This is a genomic window from Stenotrophomonas sp. STEN022 (assembly GCF_056760155.1).
On record NZ_JBRREG010000085.1, the window covers coordinates 1 to 23,186 of the forward strand.

22 protein-coding genes are annotated in these 23,186 nt (G+C 63.9%); 16 read left to right on the plus strand and 6 right to left on the minus strand.

All coding sequences use genetic code 11. The features are described from left to right. Positions 1-158 precede the first annotated feature (158 nt). The 3 genes from ACVOMF_RS16185 (at position 159) to ACVOMF_RS16195 (ending at position 2,428) form a co-directional block, all read left to right on the plus strand. The gene (locus ACVOMF_RS16185) at positions 159-1,301 is read left to right on the plus strand and encodes an alpha/beta fold hydrolase (RefSeq protein WP_481510178.1); all 1,143 of its coding nucleotides are present in this window, start codon (positions 159-161) and stop codon (positions 1,299-1,301) included. Positions 1,302-1,377: 76 nt separating this feature from the next. Continuing rightward, positions 1,378-2,037 carry a glutathione S-transferase family protein gene (locus ACVOMF_RS16190; protein ID WP_481510179.1) on the plus strand — a complete coding sequence of 220 codons (660 nt, stop codon included), beginning with the start codon at positions 1,378-1,380 and terminating at the stop codon, positions 2,035-2,037. Then, on the plus strand, positions 2,030-2,428 hold the full coding sequence (locus tag ACVOMF_RS16195; RefSeq protein ID WP_481510180.1) for a hypothetical protein: 399 nt from the start codon (positions 2,030-2,032) through the stop codon (positions 2,426-2,428). Before ACVOMF_RS16190 ends, ACVOMF_RS16195 begins: the two co-directional genes overlap by 8 nt. A gap of 36 nt (positions 2,429-2,464) precedes the next feature. Here the strand turns inward: ACVOMF_RS16195 and ACVOMF_RS16200 are convergent, their stop codons facing one another. Further along, on the minus strand, positions 2,465-3,442 hold the full coding sequence (locus tag ACVOMF_RS16200; protein ID WP_481510181.1) for an HPP family protein: 978 nt from the start codon (positions 3,440-3,442) through the stop codon (positions 2,465-2,467). Between the two features lie 147 nt (positions 3,443-3,589). Between ACVOMF_RS16200 and ACVOMF_RS16205 the strand changes: the two genes are divergently transcribed. Both ACVOMF_RS16205 and ACVOMF_RS16210 read left to right on the plus strand, forming a co-directional pair. Further along, positions 3,590-4,411, plus strand: a complete 822-nt coding sequence (locus ACVOMF_RS16205; protein ID WP_481510182.1) for a hypothetical protein — start codon at positions 3,590-3,592, stop codon at positions 4,409-4,411. A 133-nt stretch (positions 4,412-4,544) separates the two neighbouring features. Next, positions 4,545-5,240 (plus strand): TorF family putative porin, encoded by a 696-nt coding sequence (locus tag ACVOMF_RS16210; RefSeq protein ID WP_481510183.1) that lies wholly within the window; start codon positions 4,545-4,547, stop codon positions 5,238-5,240. 139 nt (positions 5,241-5,379) lie between these two features. Here ACVOMF_RS16210 and bchE read toward each other — a convergent pair whose 3' ends face one another. Beyond that, positions 5,380-6,957 carry a magnesium-protoporphyrin IX monomethyl ester anaerobic oxidative cyclase gene (gene bchE, locus ACVOMF_RS16215; protein ID WP_481510184.1) on the minus strand — a complete coding sequence of 526 codons (1,578 nt, stop codon included), beginning with the start codon at positions 6,955-6,957 and terminating at the stop codon, positions 5,380-5,382. Between the two features lie 186 nt (positions 6,958-7,143). Here bchE and ACVOMF_RS16220 point away from each other — a divergent pair, with 186 nt between their 5' ends. Genes ACVOMF_RS16220 through bioD form a run of 3 tightly spaced genes read left to right on the plus strand, consistent with a single transcriptional unit; the run spans position 7,144 to position 9,699 of the window. Then, the gene (locus tag ACVOMF_RS16220; RefSeq protein WP_481510198.1) at positions 7,144-7,710 is read left to right on the plus strand and encodes a M23 family metallopeptidase; all 567 of its coding nucleotides are present in this window, start codon (positions 7,144-7,146) and stop codon (positions 7,708-7,710) included. Between the two features lie 49 nt (positions 7,711-7,759). Continuing rightward, complete coding sequence (gene bioA / locus ACVOMF_RS16225) at positions 7,760-9,052, plus strand: adenosylmethionine--8-amino-7-oxononanoate transaminase (RefSeq protein ID WP_481510185.1); 1,293 nt, start codon at positions 7,760-7,762, stop codon at positions 9,050-9,052. Then, on the plus strand, positions 9,049-9,699 hold the full coding sequence (bioD, locus tag ACVOMF_RS16230; RefSeq protein WP_481510186.1) for a dethiobiotin synthase: 651 nt from the start codon (positions 9,049-9,051) through the stop codon (positions 9,697-9,699). Before bioA ends, bioD begins: the two co-directional genes overlap by 4 nt. Before the next feature lie 169 nt (positions 9,700-9,868). Here bioD and ACVOMF_RS16235 read toward each other — a convergent pair whose 3' ends face one another. After that, positions 9,869-12,229 carry a membrane-bound PQQ-dependent dehydrogenase, glucose/quinate/shikimate family gene (locus ACVOMF_RS16235; RefSeq protein ID WP_481510187.1) on the minus strand — a complete coding sequence of 787 codons (2,361 nt, stop codon included), beginning with the start codon at positions 12,227-12,229 and terminating at the stop codon, positions 9,869-9,871. A 119-nt stretch (positions 12,230-12,348) separates the two neighbouring features. Between ACVOMF_RS16235 and ACVOMF_RS16240 the strand changes: the two genes are divergently transcribed. Together ACVOMF_RS16240 and ACVOMF_RS16245 are read left to right on the plus strand one after the other, a co-directional pair. Next, positions 12,349-13,425: an SPFH domain-containing protein gene (locus ACVOMF_RS16240; protein ID WP_481510188.1), complete on the plus strand. Its 1,077-nt coding sequence runs from the start codon at positions 12,349-12,351 to the stop codon at positions 13,423-13,425. Beyond that, complete coding sequence (locus ACVOMF_RS16245) at positions 13,425-14,624, plus strand: TFIIB-type zinc ribbon-containing protein (protein ID WP_481510189.1); 1,200 nt, start codon at positions 13,425-13,427, stop codon at positions 14,622-14,624. The genes ACVOMF_RS16240 and ACVOMF_RS16245 overlap by 1 nt, the downstream gene beginning before the upstream one ends. Before the next feature lie 178 nt (positions 14,625-14,802). Here ACVOMF_RS16245 and ACVOMF_RS16250 read toward each other — a convergent pair whose 3' ends face one another. Continuing rightward, positions 14,803-15,162, minus strand: coding sequence for a DUF1428 domain-containing protein (locus ACVOMF_RS16250; RefSeq protein ID WP_481510190.1), 360 nt, complete (start codon positions 15,160-15,162; stop codon positions 14,803-14,805). Positions 15,163-15,817: 655 nt separating this feature from the next. Here ACVOMF_RS16250 and ACVOMF_RS16255 point away from each other — a divergent pair. Further along, on the plus strand, positions 15,818-16,834 hold the full coding sequence (locus ACVOMF_RS16255; protein WP_481510191.1) for a hypothetical protein: 1,017 nt from the start codon (positions 15,818-15,820) through the stop codon (positions 16,832-16,834). A 317-nt stretch (positions 16,835-17,151) separates the two neighbouring features. On the opposite strand, the gene ACVOMF_RS16260 is transcribed toward ACVOMF_RS16255, so the two are convergent. Continuing rightward, positions 17,152-17,541, minus strand: coding sequence for a DUF6165 family protein (locus ACVOMF_RS16260; protein ID WP_296246945.1), 390 nt, complete (start codon positions 17,539-17,541; stop codon positions 17,152-17,154). A gap of 130 nt (positions 17,542-17,671) precedes the next feature. Here ACVOMF_RS16260 and ACVOMF_RS16265 point away from each other — a divergent pair, with 130 nt between their 5' ends. After that, positions 17,672-18,076, plus strand: coding sequence for a hypothetical protein (locus ACVOMF_RS16265; protein ID WP_481510192.1), 405 nt, complete (start codon positions 17,672-17,674; stop codon positions 18,074-18,076). Positions 18,077-18,223: 147 nt separating this feature from the next. On the opposite strand, the gene ACVOMF_RS16270 is transcribed toward ACVOMF_RS16265, so the two are convergent. Then, positions 18,224-18,412: a heavy-metal-associated domain-containing protein gene (locus ACVOMF_RS16270; RefSeq protein WP_481510193.1), complete on the minus strand. Its 189-nt coding sequence runs from the start codon at positions 18,410-18,412 to the stop codon at positions 18,224-18,226. A gap of 131 nt (positions 18,413-18,543) precedes the next feature. On the opposite strand from ACVOMF_RS16270, the gene ACVOMF_RS16275 reads away from it, so the two are divergent. The 4 genes from ACVOMF_RS16275 (at position 18,544) to ACVOMF_RS16290 (ending at position 23,056) form a co-directional block, all read left to right on the plus strand. After that, complete coding sequence (locus ACVOMF_RS16275; RefSeq protein WP_481510194.1) at positions 18,544-21,036, plus strand: heavy metal translocating P-type ATPase; 2,493 nt, start codon at positions 18,544-18,546, stop codon at positions 21,034-21,036. A 6-nt stretch (positions 21,037-21,042) separates the two neighbouring features. After that, a complete protein-coding gene (gene cueR, locus ACVOMF_RS16280; RefSeq protein WP_481510195.1) occupies positions 21,043-21,516 on the plus strand; it encodes a Cu(I)-responsive transcriptional regulator in 474 nt (157 codons plus the stop codon). 210 nt (positions 21,517-21,726) lie between these two features. Further along, entirely contained in the window at positions 21,727-22,299 is a 573-nt protein-coding gene (locus ACVOMF_RS16285; protein ID WP_481510196.1) for an OmpO family porin, read from the plus strand. Between the two features lie 298 nt (positions 22,300-22,597). Further along, on the plus strand, positions 22,598-23,056 hold the full coding sequence (locus tag ACVOMF_RS16290) for a hypothetical protein (RefSeq protein ID WP_481510197.1): 459 nt from the start codon (positions 22,598-22,600) through the stop codon (positions 23,054-23,056). The last annotated feature ends 130 nt before the right edge of the window (positions 23,057-23,186 follow it).

The window sequence follows — 23,186 nt, forward strand, 5'->3', positions numbered from 1 at the left end:
GGGGCGGCGGGCCGCCGCGCCCCCCCCCCCCCCCCCCCCCCCCCCCCCCCCCCCCCCCGCCCCCGGGGGCGGGGGGCGCCCCCCCCCCCCCCCCCCGCTCCCACAGTCGCTGCATTGAGCTAGCATCAGCGCAATCGGGCAGCCAGGGACTGGAACGCATGCGAAACGCGGTGACACGCTGGCTGTTGCTGGCTACCTTGCTGTACTCCGGTTGCGCGCCTGGGTTGGCCGCGCCCGGCAAGCTGCTGGAGGCGGTTGCCACCGACGGCGCTCCCGCTGGCGCCAAGGCCTGGCGTATCCGCTACGAGACTACCGATGTCGATGGCGATCCCACCCAATCCACCGGCGTGCTGGTTGCGCCTGACGGGCCAAGCCCGGTTCAAGGGCGCGACATCGTGGCATGGGCGCACGGCACCGTGGGCATCGATTCGGCGTGCACGCCGATTCGTAGCCTGGACCAGATCCCGGGGCTGGCCGACATGCTGGCGCGGGGATGGGTGGTGGTCGCCAGTGACTACCCGGGACTCGGCACGCGCGGTCCGCATGCCTACCTGGCGGGCGACGCCGCCGCGGCAGCGGTGCTGGACTCGGTGCGCGCTGCGACGGCGCTGCCAGCCGCCGGTGCAAGCCGCAGCTTCGCGGTCTGGGGGCATTCGCAGGGCGGGCACGCGGCGCTGTTCAGCGCGCAACGCGCACGCAGCTATGCGCCCGACCTGCAGTTGCAGGGCGTGGTTGCAGTGTCGCCGCCTACGGATCTGGCAGCCAACATGCAGCATGCCGATACCACGGTTCGCGGCCTGTTGACCGCGTTCACCGCGCGCAGCTGGTCCAGGGTCTACGGCGCCGATCTGTCCACCATTGCCAATGCAACAACCCGCGGCGTGATCGAGCGAGCCACCAGCGGCTGCGAAGGCGATCCGTTCTCGGCCGCGGCACTGGTGCGTTTGTTGCGCTTGCGCGCGCGCCTCGGCAGCCTGGATCTGGGCGGTCGTGCGCCCTGGGATGGCTTGATGGCACGCAATTCGATCACGGCGTTGGCTGCCGGTTCGGCGCCGCTGTTGCTGGTGCAATCCGACGCTGACGGCCTGGTCGCGACGCCGGTCACCTGGCGCTTCTTCGAGCAGAGCTGCAAGCGCGGCGCAGCGGTGAACTACCTGCGTCTGCCAGATACCGGCCATGCCACCACGGCAATCGCCTCGGCGGATCGCGCCATTGCCTGGATCGCCGAACGCTTCAGCGGGCGACCAGCTGGCAGCGATTGTGGGCTGGCGATGAGCGCTGGTACGGACGCTGGCGGATGAAGCGGCCTTCATGCAATGAACAGCCCGCCCTGGCAGCAGCGTATTCCGCTGTGGTTCCAATCACGGAGACTTCGTCATGTCGCTTGTGCTCTACGGCCATCCATTCTCCTCATATACGCAGAAGGTGCTGATTGCGCTTTACGAGAACGCCATCGACTTCGAGTTTCGCCAGCTCGGCCCCGACACGCCTGAACACATCGGGCAGTGGCTGCAGCATTGGCCGCTGGGCAAGTTTCCGCTGCTGCTCGACGGCGAGCGCAGTGTCGTGGAAACCAGCATCATCATCGAATACCTCCAGCTGAAACACCGCGGCGCAGTGCGATTGCTGCCCGAAGAACCAATCCAGGCGCTGGACGTGCGCTTTCATGATCGCTTCTTCGACCTGCATGTGATGAGCCCGGTGCAGCATGCAGTGAACGGCGCGCTCAGTGGCGACGATGGCAAGCGCGACGAAGCCCGCGCCTTCAGCGTGCAGAAGCTGGAGCTTGCCTATGCCTGGTTGGAAAGCCAATTGCCGGGCCGCCGATGGGCCTGTGGTGAGGTCTTCTCGATGGCCGATTGTGCCGCGGCGCCTGCGTTGTTCTACGCCGACTGGACACACCGCATCAGCGATGCATACCCACTGCTGCTGGATTACCGGCAACGCCTGCTGCAGCGGCCATCCTTCGCGCGAGCGGTGGATGAAGCGCGCGGCTACCGTCACCTGTTCCCCCTGGGCGCGCCCGATCGTGATTGACGGCCCGCAGCGCGCCTGGTGGTCGCGTTACCCGTGGTCGCCTGTGATCCGCATTGTCGCGTTCGTCACGCCCTTGCTGGCGCTGCTGTTGTACGCGCGCATCGCCGCCGCGCATGCGTCCACCCAGCAGCATCGCGGTGATACCGGCTTGGGCATCGCCCTGCTGTTGGGCGCTGTTGCATTGCTGATGCTGGTGGGATTCTTCGTTGATGCAGTGCTGCAGCTGGTGCGCGGGAACCACTGGAACTGGATCGCCGATGCACTGATCCTGGGCCTGTTGTTGATGCCCTTTGGCTGGGTGGCCTGCAATTGGTTCGGTGTGCATGAGTCGCTCGCCTGCCGGGTGCCGATCAGCCTGTTTGGCGCCGTACTGGCGTTGCTTTCGCTGTAATGCCGGACGGCGCGTGCTTTCAGCCGGGTTGCAGGATCAGCGGCTACCGAGCTTTGCCCAGCGCCCACCTTCATGCAGAGACACCTCGAAGCGGGCCCATTGCCGCAACTCCGCAGCGGTTGCATGACCAATGTCGCCAATGCCATCGCCCGCCACCACGGCAAATACCAGGCGATCAGCAGAAGGACCGGAAAGCGCTGGTGTTACCGATACCCGTCGCACGCTCCAGGCGCGACCCAGGCGGCCATTGCTGTAACAGCGGCCGGGTTCGATCAGGTCCGGGTGCAGCGCATCACGCTCCGCATTCTGCTTGGCAAGCTCCAGCAGCTCGGTGAGGCTTTCGTCGGTGATATCGACGAAGGAGTTGAGCTGGCCAATGGCCGCGTGAAAGTCTTCCTGGGTCAAGTCGACATGGCGCTGTGCCGAGGGCACGGCTATGGCCTGCTGGCGACGACGATGCAGCTGCACCGGGTAGCGGCGCCAGGCGAAGCAGGCGTTGAACGCGATGCCGGCCAACAGGATGGCGGCGACGTTGATTGCCACCGGGGTGAGCAGGTAGTTGTAGCCCAATGCGTGCACGTCGCTACCGCCAATCACCGCGGCCAGCGCAGTGGCGCCGCCGGGTGGATGGATGCAGCGCAGGTAGTGCATCGCACCGACGGCCAGGCCGACCGCGAGTGCGCCCGTCCAGGCTTGATCGGGGAACATCAGCTGGCAGCTGACGCCGATGAAGGCGGATACCAGATGACCGGCAATCACCGCCCACGGCTGCGACAAGGCACCATGTGGCACGGCAAACACCAGTACCGCGCTCGCCCCCATCGAGGCCAGCATGATCGCGCCGCCTGCGTGGTTGAAGCCTGCGGGGAAGCACCAATGGGTGAGCTGGTAGACCACCGTGATGCCGATCAGCGCGCCCAGTGCGGAAATCCACTTTTCTCCGTGGCTGGTCTGGTTGCGCTCGATGCTCAACCAGCTGCGGAGTGGGTGCAGGGGCTTGCTGCTGGACTTCATGACGGTTGTTGGATTCAGGGGAGGCTATTTTGCCCCGTTTCCCGTGCTGTACATGAGTCCGGATCGGCTCATTGGCCGTTGGCTGATGCGGATTGGTTTGGTTCTCATGCCGCGTCTGCATGCGCCGACATGCTGAAGGGGTAGGATGTGAAGCGCTCCCCCTCTGTTGCCTGCGTGATGATTCCCGGACCATTGATCTCCTGGCCGTTCCTGCTGATGGTGTTCGTGTTGCCGCTGCTGGGCGGCTTGGTGGCGATTGGTTTGCTTGTGCGGGCCTGGTACTTCCATCGCCACGGTCAGGGCGGCTGGGGCGCGTTCTTCAACTGGAAGGTGCGCCTGTGCACCGCGTTTGTAGTGCTGGTGGCGGCCTGGGTAGGGGTGCTGATCTACAAGACCACCGAGTTCAAGCGCGAGTTCGCCATCGAGAGCTGGAAGCGCGGCAGCCGTGCACAGTTCGTGCTGGACCGTGATTTTCAGTATGGCGAGTTCACTGTCCCCAAGGGAACGCTGGTCAATCGCCGCGATGTCTTCGACAACGGCGAGCCGCAACGGCCATTGGGATTGCGTGGCCTGGATGCACTGCAGTTCCCCGAGCCAGTGCAGCTGGCGGGTCTGTGGGTTGATGTCCTGGAAACATCTCCCGGGCGCATGCGCTTGACTGCCGATCAGCGCATCAGCCCGGTCTATCACTCCGATCCGGACAGCGGTGACTGGGTGGTCGATCCTTCGCGTCCGTTCATCGACTGCAAGGCCGGTGAGGTCGCTTGGTTCAATACACCGTTGATCGACTATGACATCCAGGCCGAGTTCACGACCGGTGAGCCGGATGGCGCAGCCGCACGCTTCAAACCCAGCCAATGGCAGTTCACCCATTGTGAGAGCGACTGGGGGCCGATGGAGATCAAGCCGGCCTTCGCCGAACCGATGCCGGCGGGCGCGACGCCACAGGTTTTCACGCGGCAGAACTGATCTTCTGCAGCAGAGAGACAGGTTTTACGCAGATTTGATGCGGACCTTGTGGCGTCGCCATCGTCGGTTTATGGAAGCAGCGTGAACAATTCCGCATCGCCGCGCAGCTCGCGCGGCCGCTTCCGGAAATCCCATGAAACGCTCACGTTCTTCGTTGTACTTCGCTGCCTTCATCGCACTCACCGCCAGCGCGGATGCATTGGCCATCGACACCAGCGGCAGCGCCGCCCTGACCAGCGACTATGTCTGGCGTGGCTCCACCCAAAGTCAGGGCGATGCCGCCGTGCAGGCGGGATTCCGTGTAGCCGGCGACAACGGTGTGTATGCGGCCGTGTCCGGCTCCAGCGTCGAGTTCGCACCAGAGACGCATGCAAGCAGCGAGCTGGACTTCATTGTTGGCTGGAACGGCAAGCTGGCCGACGACTGGTCACTGGATGCCAACCTCCTGCATTACCGTTACCCGGCCACGACGGTCGACCTGAACTGGACCGAGCTCAACACTACGCTGACCTGGAAGGAGAACTACTGGCTGTCGCTGGGTTGGTCGCCGGAGGCGCTGGGCACCACGCAGGATGGTTTGTACAGCCAGCTCGGCGCACGCCTGCCGCTGTCACCGCAGTTGCGGCTGGAGGCCACGGCCGGTTGGTATCAGCTGCAGGACGCGGTTGGCGGTGGCTATGTGCATGGCCAGGTCAATGCCATCTGGTCAGTGGCAGCGCCGGTCGAGTTGCGCCTTAGTGGGCATTTCACCGATGGAAACGCACGTGATCTGTTTGGTGAGAAGACAGCTGGAACCCGTTGGGAGGCCGCGGTGCAGGCATCGTTCTGACAGCGCACAGTTTTGTGGGAGCGGCGTAAGCCGCGAAGCCGGGAATCGTTGACCACCAGTTGTCCTGTGACCTGTTTGTGTGCGCGCTTAGAGACTGACGTCGTTCCTGCAAGGGCGTGGTGTCCCCGTGGGAGCGGCGTCAGTCGCGAGTGGCTTTAGCTGCTATCGCTTCGGTACTGACAATCTGAAGCGCGATGGGGGCCCGCTTTATCGGCTGTGGTTTCGCCAGTGCCTCTTCGGGAAGCTGCGCCTGCCCGCCCCAGAAATCCGCCACCGTAACGCTCGGACGCATGCGCAGCACATTGCGCAGGAAACCGAGCACCTCATGCGGCCATACCCGGCGGCCCATGCGCGTATACCAGCGCATGCCGTAGCGTACTTCCGGGTCGGGGTGCATCAGCACACGCCAAAGTGCTTTTGGCCGCAGTTGCATCACTGCCTCGATCACCTTGAACCACAGGAATACCCGCCACGGCGGCACACCCTGTGTTTCCAGTACCTGATGCTTGTAGTCCCAATTTCGCTGGTCGCTGTCGATGATCCGCCGCTCGGCCACATCATTGAAGTAAGGCGTCCAGCGGTGTGGGGTGACATACAACAGCTGGATCTGGTCCGGGTCGTAGTGCAGCAGGTGACGCAGGCTGTTCCAGTAGTCGCGGTCGGTCTCCTGCTCGAAGCCCACCACATAGGTCGCCATCGACAGGATGCCGTGCTGGCGCAGCAGCTGGATGGCGCGGCGATCCTCGTCGATGTCCGCACCCTTGCGGATCTTCGCCAGCGTAGCCGCTTCGTAGCTCTCTATCCCAAGCAGGAAGCGGATGACGCCGGCCTGCTTGTACAGATGCAGGATGTCGGCGTCGCGCACGATGTCACCTGCACGGGTCGAGCCCACCAGGGTCAAGCCGACATCTTCGGCAATCAGTGCTTCCAGAAAGCGCTTCCACGCGCGCCGTGAGCCGGTTGGGAGTTCATCGGCGAAGTTGATTACCTGCACGCCGTGTTCGCGGTGCAGCCGTGCCAGCTCAGCTGCAAGCTGCACCGGGTCGCGATGCCGCCAGCGGGTCCAGAAGCCGCGTTGCCCACAGTAGCTGCACAGATAAGGGCAGCCGCGCGAAAACTGCACCACAACCGCCTTGCGCCCGCCCCAGTAAGAGTAGTGATCATGGTCGATCAGTTCCCAGCCTATGCGCTGCTGATCCAGCTCGGTGATCATCACAGCGTCGGCGGTTGCCACCGGCAGCTTGTCCACCCGCAGCGCGATGCCAGCAACCCGGCTTAGATCGCTGGCCATCGCACGGGCATGCATCAACTGCACGACGGTGTGCTCGCCCTCGCCACGGACTATGCAGTCGATGGCAGGGCACTGCAGCAGGATGTCCTGCCAGTGATAGGTCGGGAACACGCCGCCGTAGACGATCCACAGGCTGGGCAGCTGCTGCTTGAGCGCGGTGGCGATGCGGACGACGGTCGGGTGTGCCGAGCTGGAGCCGGAGTGACCCATCATCACCACATCCGGTGCATATCCGGCCGTCTCGCGCAGCATCCTGTCGAAGGGCATTGGTCCGATATCCGCATCCAGCAGGCGTACCTCATGACCGGCATCCAGCAGTGGGCCGCCGATGCTCAACAAGCCAAGCGGTGGCAGGTGTTCGCGCGGGATTCGGCTGCCGATCGCGGTATGCGGAGGATTGATCAGCAGGACGCGTAATTTGTGCATGGCGTTGACTGGCGGAAGTCCGGACAGCAACAGGAATACGCCGCGCGTGTGTGTGCCGGATGGAGTGATTGTGAAGCGAATGAGAAGTGCCGGAACGGCAGCAGAACGGTGCGGTCGTGCAATGGAATCGGCGCTTGATTTGCTGCTAGTTTCTGCGCCAACCAAGCTGCAATTGAACAGAGGGAACTGGTGAACGATCCACAAAATAATCCAAGGCGCTGGTTGTGGCGCGCAGCTGTGCTGACCGTGCTGGCGCTAGCCGGTCTATGGGCATGGCAGCAACCGTTCGCGGTTGTCGCCCGCGAAGGCTGGAAGCTTTCACGCTTGCCGGCACCAACCGTGATCGTCGTACCCGTGCAGGGCATCAAGCCGCGGCAGATCGCCGATACCTTTGGTGCGCCACGCGGCCGCGACCGCAAGCACCACGGTGTGGACATCTTTGCCAAACGCGGCACGCCGGTTGTCGCCGCCACCCAGGGCGTGGTTGCGGCGGTGCGCGACAGTGGCCTGGGCGGGCGCCAGGTATGGGTGATCGGGCCGGCCGGGCAGCGGCACTACTATGCGCATCTGCAGGACTGGGTGCCGGGATTGGCCTACGGACGCATCGTGCAGGCCGGCGATGTGCTGGGCTTCGTGGGTGACAGCGGCAATGCGCGCGGTACGCCGCCGCATCTGCACTACGGCATCTACGGCGGTGACGGCCCCTTCGATCCGTTGCCGCTGATGCATGCAGGCCAGCCGCGCAAGCGGTAAGGTACGCCCCCTGCAAGCCGCCTTCCCGCGGCGTGAGCTGTACTGAACGATGCTGATTGATCAATTCGACCGTGAACACCTGTGGCACCCCTACAGCGCCCTGGGCAGCCTGGTGCCGGTGCTCAAGGTTGCCCGCGCCGATGGCGTGCTGTTGCAGCTGGAAGATGGTACCCGGCTGATCGACGGTATGGCCTCGTGGTGGTGCGCCATTCATGGTTACAACCATCCGCAACTGAACCAGGCGGTAGTCGACCAGCTGGGCCGCATGTCGCACGTGATGTTCGGCGGGCTCACCCACGAGCCAGCCATCGCGTTGGGCAAGCAGCTGCTGCAGATCGTGCCCAGGGGGCTGGATGCGATCTTCTATGCCGACTCCGGTTCGGTGTCGGTGGAAGTGGCACTGAAGATGGCGATCCAGTACCAGGTAGCACGCGGCAAGCCGGGCAAAAGCAATATCGCCACAACGCGTTCGGGTTATCACGGTGATACCTGGAACGCGATGTCGGTATGCGATCCGGTTACTGGCATGCACGGTTTGTTCGGCACCTCGCTGCCGACACGACGTTTCGTGCCCGCGCCACAGACGCGCTTCGGCGAGGACTGGAACCCAGCCGATATCGCGCCGCTTGTGCAACTGTTCGCTGAAAGTGCCGATGAGTTGGCTGCTTTCATCATCGAGCCGGTGGTGCAGGGCGCGGGGGGCATGCGTTTCTACCATCCGCAGTACCTGCGCGAGCTGGCTCGACTGTGCCGTGAGCACGACGTGCTGCTGATCTGCGATGAAATCGCCACCGGCTTTGGTCGCAGCGGTTGCCTGTTTGCCTGCGAGCACGCCGGCATCAGTCCCGACATCCTTTGTATCGGCAAGGCATTGACCGGCGGTTACATGACCTTGGCCGCCACGCTGTGCACACGCGAAATCGCCGATGTGATCGCGAGCGCTGAGCCGGGCGTGTTCATGCACGGCCCAACGTTCATGGCCAATCCGCTGGCCTGCGCGGTGGCGCTGGCCTCGGTGCAACTGCTGCTGTCGCAGGATTGGCGGGGCAGGGTGGCGGTGATCGAGCGTCGTCTTGAAGAGAGTCTGGCACCCGCGCGTGCCCTGCAGCAGGTGGCCGATGTGCGCGTGCTTGGGGCCATCGGCGTGATCGAACTGAAGACGTCGGTGCGTCTGGAACGCATCCAGCAACGGATGCTGGATCACGGCATCTGGATACGGCCGTTTGGCCGGCTGGTCTATGTGATGCCGCCGTTTGTAATCGAAGATGCACAGCTGCAGCAGCTGTGCGATGGCATGGTCGCGCTGGTGGCCAGCCTGCAGGAAGAGGATATGCGCGCATGAACGGCAAGGTCGTATTTGTCAGTGGCATCGATACCGAGATTGGCAAGACGGTTGTGACCGGCTGGCTCGCGCAGCAATGGGCGGCACAGGGCGAGGATGTGATCACCCAGAAGCTGGTGCAGACCGGTTGTGTGGGTGCGTCCGATGACATCCTGTTGCACCGGCGCATCATGGGCACCGGATTGTTTGAAGAAGACCGTGACGGCACTACGATGCCGGCGCTGTTCGCCTATCCGGCGTCGCCGCATCTGGCTGCGCGTTTGGAGCATCGGGCGCTGGATCTTGCAGCTATCGAAGCGGCTACAGCGCGTTTGTGCGAGCGCTATGAGACCGTTCTGGTCGAGGGCGCCGGTGGTTTGATGGTGCCGCTGACCGAGCTGCTGCTGACGATTGATTACGTTGCGGAGAAGGGCTGGCCGGTGCTGCTGGTGACCTCCGGGCGGCTGGGTTCGATCAACCACACCTTGCTTTCATTGGAAGCGCTGGCGGCGCGTGGAATCGCCTTGCATGGAGTGGCCTGGAACAGCCGTGATGACAGCAGTGATGAAGTGATTGCAGCGGATAGTCGCGGCTTCATTCGCGACTGGGTGTTGAAGCGGTTCCCGGATGCGGTGTGGTACGACGTGCCGCGGATTGATCTGGGCTGATTGGGGTCTTTGCGAAAGGCACCCCTCCCCAACCCTCCCCTTGCCTTCGGCAAAGGGAGGGAGCACGAGCAACAGCTTCAGCGCCGCACCATCTTCCCCCTCCTTTGCGCAATGCGCAGGGGAGGGTTGGGGAGGGGTGCTTCTGCTCCTGCTTCAGTCGCAGATACGCCTACTTCTTCAACTTGTACGCCAACACATAGTCGCCAGCCTTGGTCCCGGTCGAACCATGACCACCTGCCACCAGCAGCACCATCTGCTCGCCCTGGCTGTTGAGGTAAGTCATCGGCGTGGCCTGGCCGCCGGCCGGAATACGCACATCCCACAGCACCTTGCCGCTGGCCAGGTCGTAGGCGCGGAAGTTGTCGTCGGTGGCCGCGCTCATGAAGGCCACGCCGCTTGCTGTCAGGATCGGTCCGCCAATGCCGGGCACGCCGATGTGTATGGGCAAGGGCAGTGGTGACAGATCGCGGATGGTGCCGTTGCGGTGCTGGTAGGCGATCTTGCCGGTGCGCAGATCGGCAGCGGCAACCGTGCCCCATGGCGGCACTTGGCAGGGGACACCAATGGGCGACATGAAGGGTGTCATTTCCACCGCATAGTCGGCGCCCTTGTTCTCATTCAAGCCATGCTCGCCCTTGTTCATCGCGCGGCCGCTGGTCTCATGCTTTGGCACCAGCTTGGAGACAAAGGCCAGGTAGGTAGGCATACCGAACATCACCTGCCGCTGCGGGTCCACCGCCACGCTGCCCCAGTTGAAGGTGCCGAAGTTGCCGGGATAGATCAGGCTGCCCTGCAGCGTCGGCGGCGTGTAGCGGCCTTCGTAGCGCAGCTGCCGGTACTGGATGCGGCACAGCATCTGATCGATCAGGCTCGCGCCCCACATATCGGCTTCGCGCAGCGGTTTGGGCTCGAAGCTCAGCGCGGACGCAGGTTGCGTGGGCGCGGCGAATTGACCGGGAATGTCCACGTACTGCGGTGCGGTGCGTTGGCTGATCGGTAGCAGGGGCTTGCCGTCGCGGCGGTCCAGCACGTAGACATCACCTTGTTTGGTCGGTTGCACCAGCGCTGGGACGCGGCCTTGCGGCAGGTCCAGGTCCAGCAGTACCGGTTGCGCCGGGGTGTCCATGTCCCAGAGATCGTGGTGCACGAACTGCTGCACCCAGCGCACCTGGCCACTGGCGATATCCAATGCCACTACCGATGACGCATAGGTTTCTTCGGCCGGGCTGCGGTACATGCCGAGCTGGTCCGGGGTGCGGTTGCCCATCGGGAAGTAAGCCAGGCCCAGTGCTTCATCGGCGCTGGCCACCGACCAGCTGTTGGGGGAGCTGGGCGTATAGACCTGGTTGGGGTTGTTCGGGTCCAGCGGCGCGGTATGGGCGGGATTGCCCGAATCCCAGTTCCACAGCAGCTGGCCGCTGTGCACGTCGTAGGCGCGGATCACACCGGAAGGCGAGTTGATCGCATAGTCGTCGTTGACCGCACCGGCGACGATGACCTTGCCGCCCGCTATCAGCGGCGGCGAGGTCGAATAGTAGTAACCGGCTTGTTTGAACGGCATGTTGTGCAGCAGGTCGAGCACACCGTTGTTGCCGAAGTTGCTGCAGTGCTCGCCAGTCTGTGCGTCCAGCGCATGCAGCTTGGCATCGGCGCTGGGCAGGAATACGCGGCTGCTGCAGGTGTGCACGCCGGTTGCTGCGCTTGTTGTGGGCATGGCGGAGTTTGCGGCGGCTTCGGTGAAGTACGACAGCCCGCGGCAGGTCTGATGCTGGCGCTGCGGTTCCATGCCGGCACCCGGATCAAACTTCCACAGCACTTTGCCGCTGTCGGCATCCAGCGCGAACGCCAGACTGTGTGGTGTGCACAGATACAAGGTGTTGCCGATCTTGAGTGGGGTGACTTCGTAGGTGGTCTCGCCCACGTCCTGCGGCAGGCGCACGTCGCCGGTCTGCATCTGCCAGGCCAGCTGCAGCTGGCCGACATTGGCCGGGGTGATCTGCGTCAGCGGTGAGTAGCGCTGGCCATGGCCGCTGCGGCCGTAAGCCTGCCATTCGCCTTCCGGCTGCGCGCTGTCGCCCAGGGCCGGTGTGGCGTTGACGATATCCATCGGCAGGCGGCCATCGATCTCATGCAGATGCCGCGGGATGCCGGCGAAGGCAACCGCGGCCACGCCCAGCGAGGCCAGCAGCACCGGCCAGCCCGCCGGGCCGGTGTAGCCGCGCGGGCTGGAACGGCGTGAGGCGGGCAGAGCCATCAGCAGGCCGAGCAGGGCGGGCAGGCCAACGCGGGTGGCCAGCGGCCACCAGTACAGGCCGGCTTCCCACAGCGACCAGCCCAGCAGCACCAGCAACCAGCCGGCGTACAGCCAGGTCGGCCAGCGCCGGTGCCGCCACAGGCCCCAGGCCACGGCCAACAGCAGCAGCCCGCTGAGCAGGTAGAACGGGCTGCCCTGCAGGATAAGCAACCAGCCGCCGCCCACTGCCAAGGCCAGCCCGAACAGGCTCGTCAACAACAGGGTCAGAACACGCATGGCGTTCCCGCAGTTGCAGAAGTTGCGACCATGCTGCGCCACGGCATGTCTGCACGGCGTCACGCGCGTTCTTAACATTCCCGCCGTAGAATCACAGCCTTGCCGACCAAGGACTGAGCATGAGCATTCTGGATTTCATCAGAAAGGAACTGATCGAGATCATCGAGTGGACCGATGATTCGCGTGACACGCTGTCCTACCGCTGGCCGGACGAGGATCGCCAGATCAAGAACGGCGCGCAGCTGATCGTGCGTGAGTCGCAGATGGTGCAGTTCGTCGCCGCCGGCCAGTACGCCGATCTGTTCGGCCCGGGCAAGCACACGCTGAGCACCCAGAACATCCCGGTGCTGTCGACCATCCTGGGCTGGAAGTACGGCTTTGAATCGCCGTTCAAATGCGATGTCTACTACCTCAATACGCGCCTGTTCACCGGCAACAAGTGGGGCACTTCCAATCCGGTGATGATGCGCGACGCCGATTTCGGCGTGGTCCGCCTGCGCGCGTTTGGTACCTACGATTTCCGCATCGTCGACCCGCCGAAGTTCCTCAAGGAAGTGGCCGGGACCGACCAGAATTTCCGCCTAGATGAGTTCGCCGACACCATGCGTTCGCGCATCGTCAGCGTGTTCACCGAGGCGCTGGCCAAGGCCGGCGTGCCGGCATTGGACGTGGCCTCGCGCTACTCCGAGCTGGGCGAAGCCTTGCTGCCGATCATCAACCCGGCGATGACCGACAAGTACGGCATCGAGATCACCAGCTTCATCCTGGAAAACGTATCGGTGCCGCCGGAAGTGGAGCAGGCCATCGACAAGCGCTCCAGCATGGGCGTGATCGGCAACCTCAACGATTACGTGAAGTACCAGATGGGCCATGGCATGGGCGAGGGTGGCGAAGGTGCCGCCGCGGCTGCAGTGCCGGCACAGATGGCGATGGGCTTCGGCATGGCGCAGGAAATGATGCGCAACATGCAGACGGGTGCGCCAGTGGTGCCGGGCGCGGCGGTGCCACCGCCGTTGCCTGCTGCCGGTGATGCCGTGGCGCTGGACGTGCTCACCCCCGAGCAGGCCGCGCAGGCCTTGTCGGTATCGGTCGAGGACGTGATGGCCTCGATTGCTGCCGGTGACTTGAAGGCACGCAAAATCGGCAATGCCACCCGCATTGCCCGCTCGGCACTGGAAGAGTTCCTGCGCGGCTGATGAACAACGCAACAGTTGGCAAACATCCCTGCCCGGAATGCGGCGGGGATCTGCAATGGAATGCCGGCAAGCAAGCCCTGGCCTGTCCCTACTGCGGCACCATCGTGCCGCTGTCGGAGGCGGCCATGGGCGTGGGCGATGGCAGTGCTGGCGTGGTCGAGCAGGACCTTCTGGCGGCCTTGCAACGACTGCAGGATGAAGAAGCGCTCCCGCCACCGCTCCCGCCATTGCAGCAGGGCGGGGTAGTCGGCATGTTGCAGAGCATGGCAGCCACTCCGGCAGAGCAGCGTGGCTACGGCGCGCACCCGCGCGAGGTGCAATGCCAGAGCTGCCATGCGATATCGGTGTTCGTCGATGGCAAGGTGGCCGACCGCTGCGAGTTCTGTGGTTCGCCCTCGATCATTGCCCATGAGTCATTGGGCGATGCGATCACCCCGCAGAGCGTGCTGCCGTTCCAGATCAGTGATGGCCAGGTACGTGACAGCATTCGCTTGTGGTACGGGACACGCTGGTTCGCACCGAGCAAGCTCAAGCGCGCGGCGCTGACCGACACCTTGAAGGGCATGTACCTGCCGTACTGGACGTTCGATGCACAGGTAGCCGCGCGTTGGACCGCCGAGGCGGGGTATTACTACTACGTCAGCGTCAGCTACCGCGATTCAAAGGGCAATACCCAGACCCGGCAGGAGCGGCGCATACGCTGGGAATCCGCATCCGGCTCGCTGCAGCATTTCTTCGATGACGAACTGGTGCCGGGTACGGTAGGCGTGCATCCGGAACTGCTGGCCAAGATCGGGCGATTCCCGACCACCAGTGACCTGAAGCCGTATTCGCCCGAGTTCGTGCGTGGCTGGACGGTCGAGCGCTATCAGGTTGATCTGCGCCAGGCCGCGGAGCAGGGTGAGGAACAGATGCAAGCGCAGACACATCGCCTGTGTTCCGAGCAAGTGCCCGGTGACACCCAGCGCAACCTGCGGGTGCAGGCCGATTACAGCAGGCGCACCTTCAAGCATATCCTGGTGCCGGTTTGGTTGGTCAGTTACACCTATGGCGCGCGCAGCTACCAGGTGCTGGCCAACGGCTATACGGGGCAATTGGCAGGTGAGCGGCCATACAGCGCGTGGAAGATTTTCTTCGCGGTGCTGGGAGCTGTGGTCGGCCTGTTGGTAATGCTCCTCGTACTGGGTGGTGGGCGCTGACCGCTGACCGCGCGGTCAGCGGCGCTCATCCTCCTGCAATCGCGCAGCAATTTAGAAGCCCGGGTAAGCGCAGCGCGCCCGGGGAATGAAGTCCACGGATGCTTGCCGGTCTTCCGTGTATAGCCCCCGGGCGTGCGCGCTTACCCGGGCTACCGAGCTCCGCATTCTGCGCAGCCGCTTATTCGCCCAGATGCAGCACCGGCAGGAAGCCGCCGTAAACCAGCCGCTTTCCGTCGAACGGCATCGGATTGGTGGCCGGGTCCATGCGTGGGTCTTCCATCATCTTGCGCATGCCGATGTCGCGGGTCGCCTTGTCCGGCCACTCGATCCACGAGAACACCACGGCTTCGTCGTCCTTGGCCTGCACGGCGCGGTAGAAGTCGGTCAGGGTTCCGTGCGGTACATCGTCGGACCAGCATTCGGTCACCCGCAAGGCGCCGAATTCGATGAACAGGGCATCGGCGATATGTGCGTGTTCGATGAACCTGGCTTTGTTGGCCAGCGGTACGGCGGCCAGGAAACCATCTACATAAGACATGCTGGGCCTCGCAGGGTGGTGGGCGGCGTGGGGCCGCCTTCGGTGGAACAGCGGTTATAAGCAAGATCGATTCTGCGCCGGGCAATGTTTCGGCCCTGCAAAAACTTCGTTGGGTGCCGAAGCCGCATGCAGCGGAAGCGCGGTTATGCGGCCTGACGCATAGCTGATCTGCGACGGACCGCCCGCGGCATTGATATTGATCAGGGTCGGCTGGCGTTGGCTTGCCGACAATGGCCTTGCTTCGGGCAAGGCAGGGAACATGAACGGGCTTGGCAGAGTGGTTTTGCGGGCTACGCTGGATGGCGTTGCCAGCCGAAGAGGCCGGCAACAGCATGCCTCTTCGGCTGTTGTGGCCAAAGCGGGCAGGGCGGCAAGAGAGGGTTCAATGAATGCCCATCGCTGCCGTTATGGGGAGACGGCTCGTTCGATGGCGGCGTCGGCAAGCTGCCGCACGCGGCAGAAGGCATCCTTCGCTCATCAGGTCGCGCCATTGCTTGTGCGTCAGCAGCCGCCGTGAGCGCAGGGAGGTTGGGCGAACCGCGTGCGCCGGGCGAAGTCGTCGGCTTCCCCGCTTGCCACGCAGGAACGCCGCAGGCTGATGACATATCGGAAAGATCGCATACCGCCAGCGTTGGCTGGCACCAGGAGAGTAGTGATGCAGTTTGTTTCCCGTAGTGCACTGGCCGCCGCGCTGGCGGCGCTCTGCCTGCCGGCCGTGGCCTGGGCCCAGGATGCAGCGCCGGCCACCAAGGTGTCGGCGCAGATTTTCGTCAACGCCAGCCAGCTGGATCGTGATGGCGTGACCACGGACGATGAAGGCCTGGCGCTGGATCTGAAGCGCACTTTCATCACCGTCGATCACCGCTTCAGCCAGCATTGGACGGCGCAGGTCACCACCGATGTGCAGTGGCTGCGTAACAGCGATCCCACCGACGTGTGGCTGCGCCATGCCTACCTGCAGCGCAGCTTCGGCAAGGGCAACTGGCTGCGGCTGGGCAATGCGCCGCTGCCGTGGATCCAGCAGGAGTCGGCACGTGATGGTTACCGCTATGTCGATGGTGCCTTGATCACCCGCAGCAAGATGGGCAATGCAGCCGACTACGGCGTGCACGGCCAGTACACCCGTGGTGATTTCACCTATGCCGCCTCGGTGGTCACCGGTGGCGGTTACCAGAAACCGCGTCTGGGCAAGCGCCCGGATATCGAGGCGCGGGTGGGCTGGGCCCCGGCCAAGGGCGTTGAACTGGCCGTGGGCGGCTATCGCGGTACCCGTGCGCTGGATGCGGGCGACCGGCCGCGCGAGCATACCGCGCAGCGCTGGAATGCGATGGCCAGCTGGGTGGGCGAACGCGGCCGGATCGGCGCGCAGTACTTCCGTGCCGAGGACTGGGCCCGGGTGGTCAAGCCGGGCAGCGATGACCAGCGTGGCTGGTCGGTGTGGGGTAGTTACCAGCTGAGCCCGCAGTACGCGCTGCTCACCCGCCATGAAGAAACCCGGATGAGCCTGGACATCGATCCGCGCACCCGCGAGCGTTACCACCTGGTCGGTGTGGAATGGAAACCGAACAAGCACCTGCGGCTGGCAGCGGTGGCCAAGCAGCTGAAGCAGGAAACGGCGAAGAAGTCGCTGGAAAGCCATGAAGCTGGCTTGTGGGCGCAGATAGCGTTCTAAGCGTTTTGCGCCAAGCCTGCAGCGGGGCTGGCTTTGCCCCTCCCCTTTGGCGCAGCCAAGGGGGAGGCTGGGAGGGGGTTGGCTTTTGGTTGAAGCTTTGAGGTTGTTGCGAAGAGCACTCCTCCCCAACCCTCCCCTGCACTTCATGCAAGGGAGGGGGTATGGCTGTGGCCGGGAGCGCTTGGCTCCTCCCCTTTGGCGTAGCCAAGGGGGAGGTTGGGAGGGGGTTGGCTTTTGCTTGAGGCTTTGCGGTTGCCGCTGAGAGCACCCCTCCCCAACCCTCCCTTCGCTGCGCGGAAGGGAGGGGGCTCAGTGGCTTACTCGCCCTGGTACTGCTTCTCTTCAACCAGTGCCGAACCGGCAACGCGGTTGATCTCATTCTTCACCACGATGCGCTCGCCGTTGGTGCCGTACACGCCGCGCGCCAAGGTGATGAACTCGGCACCAAAATCCTGCGCCGCTTCTTTCTCGCGCAGGCGGTCTTGGATTTCCCACATGCGTTCGTTGATCGCTTTGAGCTGGTCCTTGAGCGCGCTCAGCGACGGGCGCGCTTCCTGCTGCGACAGCCACAGCGGCCACAGGCCCTGCAGCTCGGTGCGTACGTTGGCCAACTTGGCGGTATCCGTGATGCGCTCGGCCTTGATCTCGAGGATGGTGATCTTGTCGATCAGTTCGCCAATCGATACCGGGGTGAGTAGGGTCTGCACGTTGTGGCCGCCGTTGATTGCTGTAATGCGGCAATGATAGCGCCCCGCCAAAGGTTGCCAATGAACCGGTATTGGCGTCCAGGCACTGCCGATGCGCACAATGCGGGCCCATCCCGATCAGGACTTGCCTATGCTGCTGCGTTCTTTCGCTACCGCTGTATTGATGCTGGGCGCTGCCAGCGCGCACGGCGCCGAGGGCCTGCAAGGCGCCTGGCAACTGCAATCGGGGGAGTTCATCAACCCGGAAGGGGCGGTCGTGGATTACGCCAGCCAGAAGCTGGCCGGCACCAAGATACTGGCCGATGGCCGTTTTGCCTTCACCACCACCAGCGATGGCAAGTTCTGGGCCGGCGGCTCAGGCACGTATCGCAGCAGTGACGGTCAATACGTGGAAACGCCGTTGATGGCCTCGTATCCGCTGGAGAACGGCGGCAGCTACAGCTTCCGCTACACACTCGAGGGCGATGTGTGGACGCTGGAGCGCTGGGACGGCGAGCGCCGGGTTGAGCGCGAAGTGTGGAAACGCGCGCGCTGAGAGGATTCTGCGGCTGATGGTTTTGTGGGAGCGGTGTAAGCCGCGAAGCCGATGGTCCATGGCGATCCAGCGATTCCATGCGCCGGAGGCCCACCAGCTTCGCGGCTTATGCCGCTCCCACAAACCACAAATCATGAACGCGGCGCTTTACTGCGCCGGGAAGCCCGCTTCCTCCAGCACCTTGGTGAAGCTTTCCACCGGCTGGCTGGACTCGATCTTCACGTTCCTGCCGGGCAGGTCGATGTCGACCGTGGCGGCTGGGTCCACATCCTTGATGGCGGCCGTCACGCTGCGTGCGCAGCCGCCGCAGGTCATACCTTCGATATGCAATTTCATGGGGTTTCTCCGTTGGGGTGCGGTGAGCTTGCAGCTTGCCATCATGGCAAGGTCAAGCGATAAAGAATGCTTGACCCTCCCATCGTTGGAAGCTTTAAGGTGCCTCCAACAATAGAAATGGAGACGTGCCGATGAGCAGCATCGCCAGTCCGGGCAAGCACAATGCCGGTCCCGCCACCGAAGATCTGATGATCGAAGGCATGACCTGCGCCTCCTGCGTAGGCCGGGTAGAGCGTGCGCTGAAGGCCATCCCCGGGGTCAGCCAGGCCAGCGTCAATCTGGCCACTGAACGCGCCAGCGTGCAGACCGACGGCAGCGTGCCGCGCGAGGCGCTGGTGCAGGCCATACAAAAGGCCGGCTACGAGGTTTCCGCTCCCGCCGCGCAGGAGCTGCTGATCGAAGGCATGACCTGCGCTTCCTGCGTGGGCCGCGTCGAGCGCGCGCTGAAGGCGGTGCCGGGTGTGCAGTCGGCCAGCGTCAATCTCGCCACCGAGCGCGCCAGCGTGCAGGGCACAGCCGATCCGGCCGCGTTGTTGGCGGCGATCGAAAAGGCGGGTTACACGGCCAGCGTGATCGGCAGTGCCGGCAGCAACGAGGAGCAGCAGGCGCAACGGCATGCCGACGACCTGCGCGTGCTCACCCGCGATCTGTGGATAGCGGCAGCGCTGAGCCTGCCGGTGTTCCTGCTGGAAATGGGCGGGCACCTGATCCCGGCCTTCCATCACTTCATCGCTGGCACGCTGGGCACCCAGAACAGCTGGTTGCTGCAGTTCGTACTGGCCACGCTGGTGCTGGTGTTCCCGGGCCGCCGTTTCTACCAGAAGGGCATCCCGGCGCTGCTGCGCGCCGCACCGGACATGAACTCGTTGGTCGCGGTAGGCACGTTGGCGGCCTATGGCTACTCACTGGTGGCGACCTTCCTGCCCAGGCTGCTGCCGCCTGGCACCGTCAACGTTTATTACGAAGCTGCCGCGGTCATCGTCACCCTGATCCTGCTCGGCCGTGTGCTGGAGGCCAAGGCCAAGGGCCGCACCTCCGAGGCGATCAAGCGCCTGCTCAAGCTGCAGGCCAGGACGGCGCGTGTGCGTCGCGATGGCAGCGTGGTTGAGTTGCCGCTGGAGCAGATCAACAGCGGCGACGTGATTGAAGTGCGCCCGGGTGAGCGCATTGCGGTGGATGGTGAGGTTGTTGACGGCGACAGCTATGTCGATGAATCGATGATCAGCGGCGAGCCGGTGCCGGTGCAAAAGGCGCCGGGCAGCAACGTCATAGGTGGCACCGTCAACCAGACCGGTGCGCTCGGTGTGCGTGCCACAGCCGTCGGCGGTGCAACGGTGCTGGCGCAGATCATTCGTCTGGTGGAACAGGCGCAGAGCGCCAAGCTGCCGATCCAGGCGCTGGTTGATCGCATCACCCTGGTGTTCGTGCCGATCGTGATGGGCCTGGCGCTGCTGACCTTCGCGGTGTGGCTGATCTTCGGCCCCGAACCGGCGCTGACCTTTGGTCTGGTCAATGCGGTGGCGGTGCTGATCATTGCCTGCCCGTGTGCGATGGGTTTGGCCACGCCAACCTCGATCATGGTCGGCACCGGCCGTGGCGCCGAGCTGGGCGTGCTGTTCCGCAAGGGTGAGGCGCTGCAGCTGTTGAAGGAAGCGCAGGTAGTGGCGGTGGACAAGACCGGCACCCTGACCGAGGGCCGTCCACTGTTGACTGACCTGCAGCTGGCCGATGGCTTCCAGCGCAGCGAGGTGCTGGCGCGCGTGGCGGCAGTGGAAGACCGCTCGGAACATCCGATTGCCCGCGCCATCGTCACCGCCGCACAGCAGGAAAACCTGCGGCTGCCGGCCGTGGATGCCTTCGAATCGGTGACCGGTTACGGCGTGCGTGCAACTGTGGACGGCGTGCGCGTGGAAGTGGGCGCTGATCGTTTCATGCACAAGCTCGGCCTGGATGTGGCGGCATTCGCTGCCGAGGCACAGCGTCTTGGCGAAGAAGGCAAGAGCCCGCTGTACGCGGCGCTGGATGGCCGCCTGGCGGCGATCATTGCGGTTTCCGACCCGATCAAGTCCGATACCCGCGCTGCCATCGCCAGCCTGCATGCGCTGGGCCTGAAAGTGGCGATGATCACCGGCGACAACCGTCGCACCGCTGAAGCCATCGCGCGCCAGCTCGGCATCGATGAAGTGGTTGCCGAAGTGCTGCCGGAAGGCAAGGTCGATGCGGTACGTCGGCTCAAGGCCGAGCACGGTCGCCTGGCCTATGTCGGCGATGGCATCAACGACGCGCCCGCCTTGGCCGAAGCCGACGTCGGTCTGGCGATCGGCACCGGCACCGATGTGGCGATCGAGGCGGCCGATGTGGTGTTGATGTCCGGCAGCCTGCAGGGTGTGCCAAATGCCATCGCGCTGAGCAAGGCGACGATGGGCAATATCCGCCAGAACCTGTTCTGGGCCTTCGTCTACAACGCGGCCTTGATTCCGGTCGCGGCCGGCGTGTTGTATCCGGTCTGGGGCATTCTGTTGTCGCCGGTGTTTGCGGCCGGTGCGATGGCGCTGTCATCGGTGTTCGTACTCGGCAATGCGCTGCGCCTGAAGCGCTTCCGCGCCCCGCAGATGGAAGCCTGAGGAGTGATGACGATGGAAGAGGGCATGAACATCGGCCAGGCCGCCAAGGCCTCGGGCATCTCCGCCAAGATGATCCGCTACTACGAGGACATCGGCCTGATCGGGCCGGTGGCACGTACCGACGCGGGTTATCGCCTGTACGCACCGCGTGACATCCACACCCTGGGTTTCATCAAGCGCTCGCGTGACATGGGTTTCAGCGTGGAGCGCATCGGCGAACTGCTGGAGCTGTGGCGCGACCGTTCGCGCCACAGCGGCGACGTCAAGCGCATGGCGCTGGAGCATGTGCAGATACTGCAGCAGCGCATCGCCGAGCTGCAGGGCATGGTGCAGACCGTGCAGGCGCTGGCCAACTGCTGTGCCGGCGATGACCGCCCGGATTGCCCGATCCTGCGCGATATCGAAACCGGCGTGCCGCTGCATGGCGAAGCATTGCCGACCACCTTTGGTGGTATCGGTACCGGAAAACGCACGCGCTGATTGCAGCGTGAATTTGCATAAATGAACAGAATGCGAGGTGCGCGCGCTGCGCGCGTGCCAGAAACAGGCTGAATAAAAGCCAAAAATCGCTGTTTTATTGCGTGGCTGGTTTCAGGGTTTGTTGGGGCGTCTAACGGAAAACTTACATCCGGACGCAGACAGCTGTTTGCTGTCGTGCCATCAAGCTCAGTAATGCAGAGGTAGTACCCCATGAAGACTTCGTTGATTGCCCTGGCGCTGGTTGCCGCCCTCCCGTTCGCCGCTTCGGCTGCTGACGGCCTGTCCTACAACTATGCAGAAGCCGACTACGCCAAGACCTCGGCCGACGGCAAGGCTGAAGGCTGGGGTGTAAAGGGTTCCTACGCGTTCCTGCCGAACTTCCACGCGTTTGGCGAATACACCCGTCAGGAAATCTCGCGTACCAACCTTGATATCGACCAGTGGCGCGTTGGCGCTGGCTTCAACAAGGAAATCGCACCGTCCACCGATTTCGTTGCTCGCGTGGCTTACGAAAAGTTCGACCCGAAGCACATCGATCTGGACTTCGAAGGCTACAGCGCTGAAGCCGGCATCCGCACCGCATTCGGCAAGCATGCCGAGGTGTATGCCATGGCTGGCTACGAAGACTTCAGCAAGAAGCACGGCTTCAACCCGGACGGCGATTTCTACGGCCGTCTTGGTGGCCAGGTGAAGTTGAACCAGAACTGGGGCATCAATGGCGACATCAAGATGACCGGTGACGGCGACAAGCAGTGGACCGTGGGTCCGCGCTTCAGCTGGTAAGACGCACTGACGCTTTGGCGTCATGTAGCGAAGGAGGGCCCGGCTATGCCGGGCCTTTTCTTTTGCTGAAGGTTTGGGGTCGAGATATTGCGCTAGAAGCTTGCCCTCACCCCAACCCCTCTCCCGTAAACGGGAGAGGGGCTCGCATCGCTCGCGCTCGCAGTGCACAAGCCCCTCTCCCGCCTGCGGGAGAGGGGTTGGGGTGAGGGCAAGCTTTTGCTTTGCTTCATGTAACACCACTGCAACCAAACTGCAGCAAAGTGCGCCTCAACCGGCATCGGCCGGAAGGACATTGAGAATGAAAACCCGTCTGCTGCTCGCCGCGATGCTGTTGTCGACAACCCCACTGGCCTGGAGCCAGCAACGCGACTACCTGCCGCTGGAGCAGCGCCTGAGCGCCGAACAGCTGCAGCAGGTCGGCTTGAGTGCGCAGCAGCTGCAGCTGCTCAACAGCATGCTCAGCGAAGCAGCACCATCACCAGCGCCAGCGGCCGCCACGCCCACACCGGCACCCATGCAGATCGGCCTGGAAGAAGGGCCGGTGCATAGCAGCGTGCAGGGAACAGTCGAAGGCTGGGAGCCGGGCACGGTGTTCGTGCTGGCGAACGGCCAGCAATGGAAGGTGCTCAAAGGCCAGATGCGCCTGCGCGCTGCCTTGCAGTCGCCGGAAATCGAAGTGATTCCGGGCATCGCCGGGCGCTGGTTCCTGCAGGTGGACGAAGACCTGCCGAAGGCGCGGGTTTACCGGATTCTGTAAGCGTCAGGCCGCGCAGGCGTTGCAGCTTTTGTGGGAGCGGCGTAAGCCGCGAAGCTGACAATGCATCCGCGCCGGAGATTCTCTTCGGCCGGTATGGCGTTTACCGCTGCTTCGGCAACAACTGTGGCTT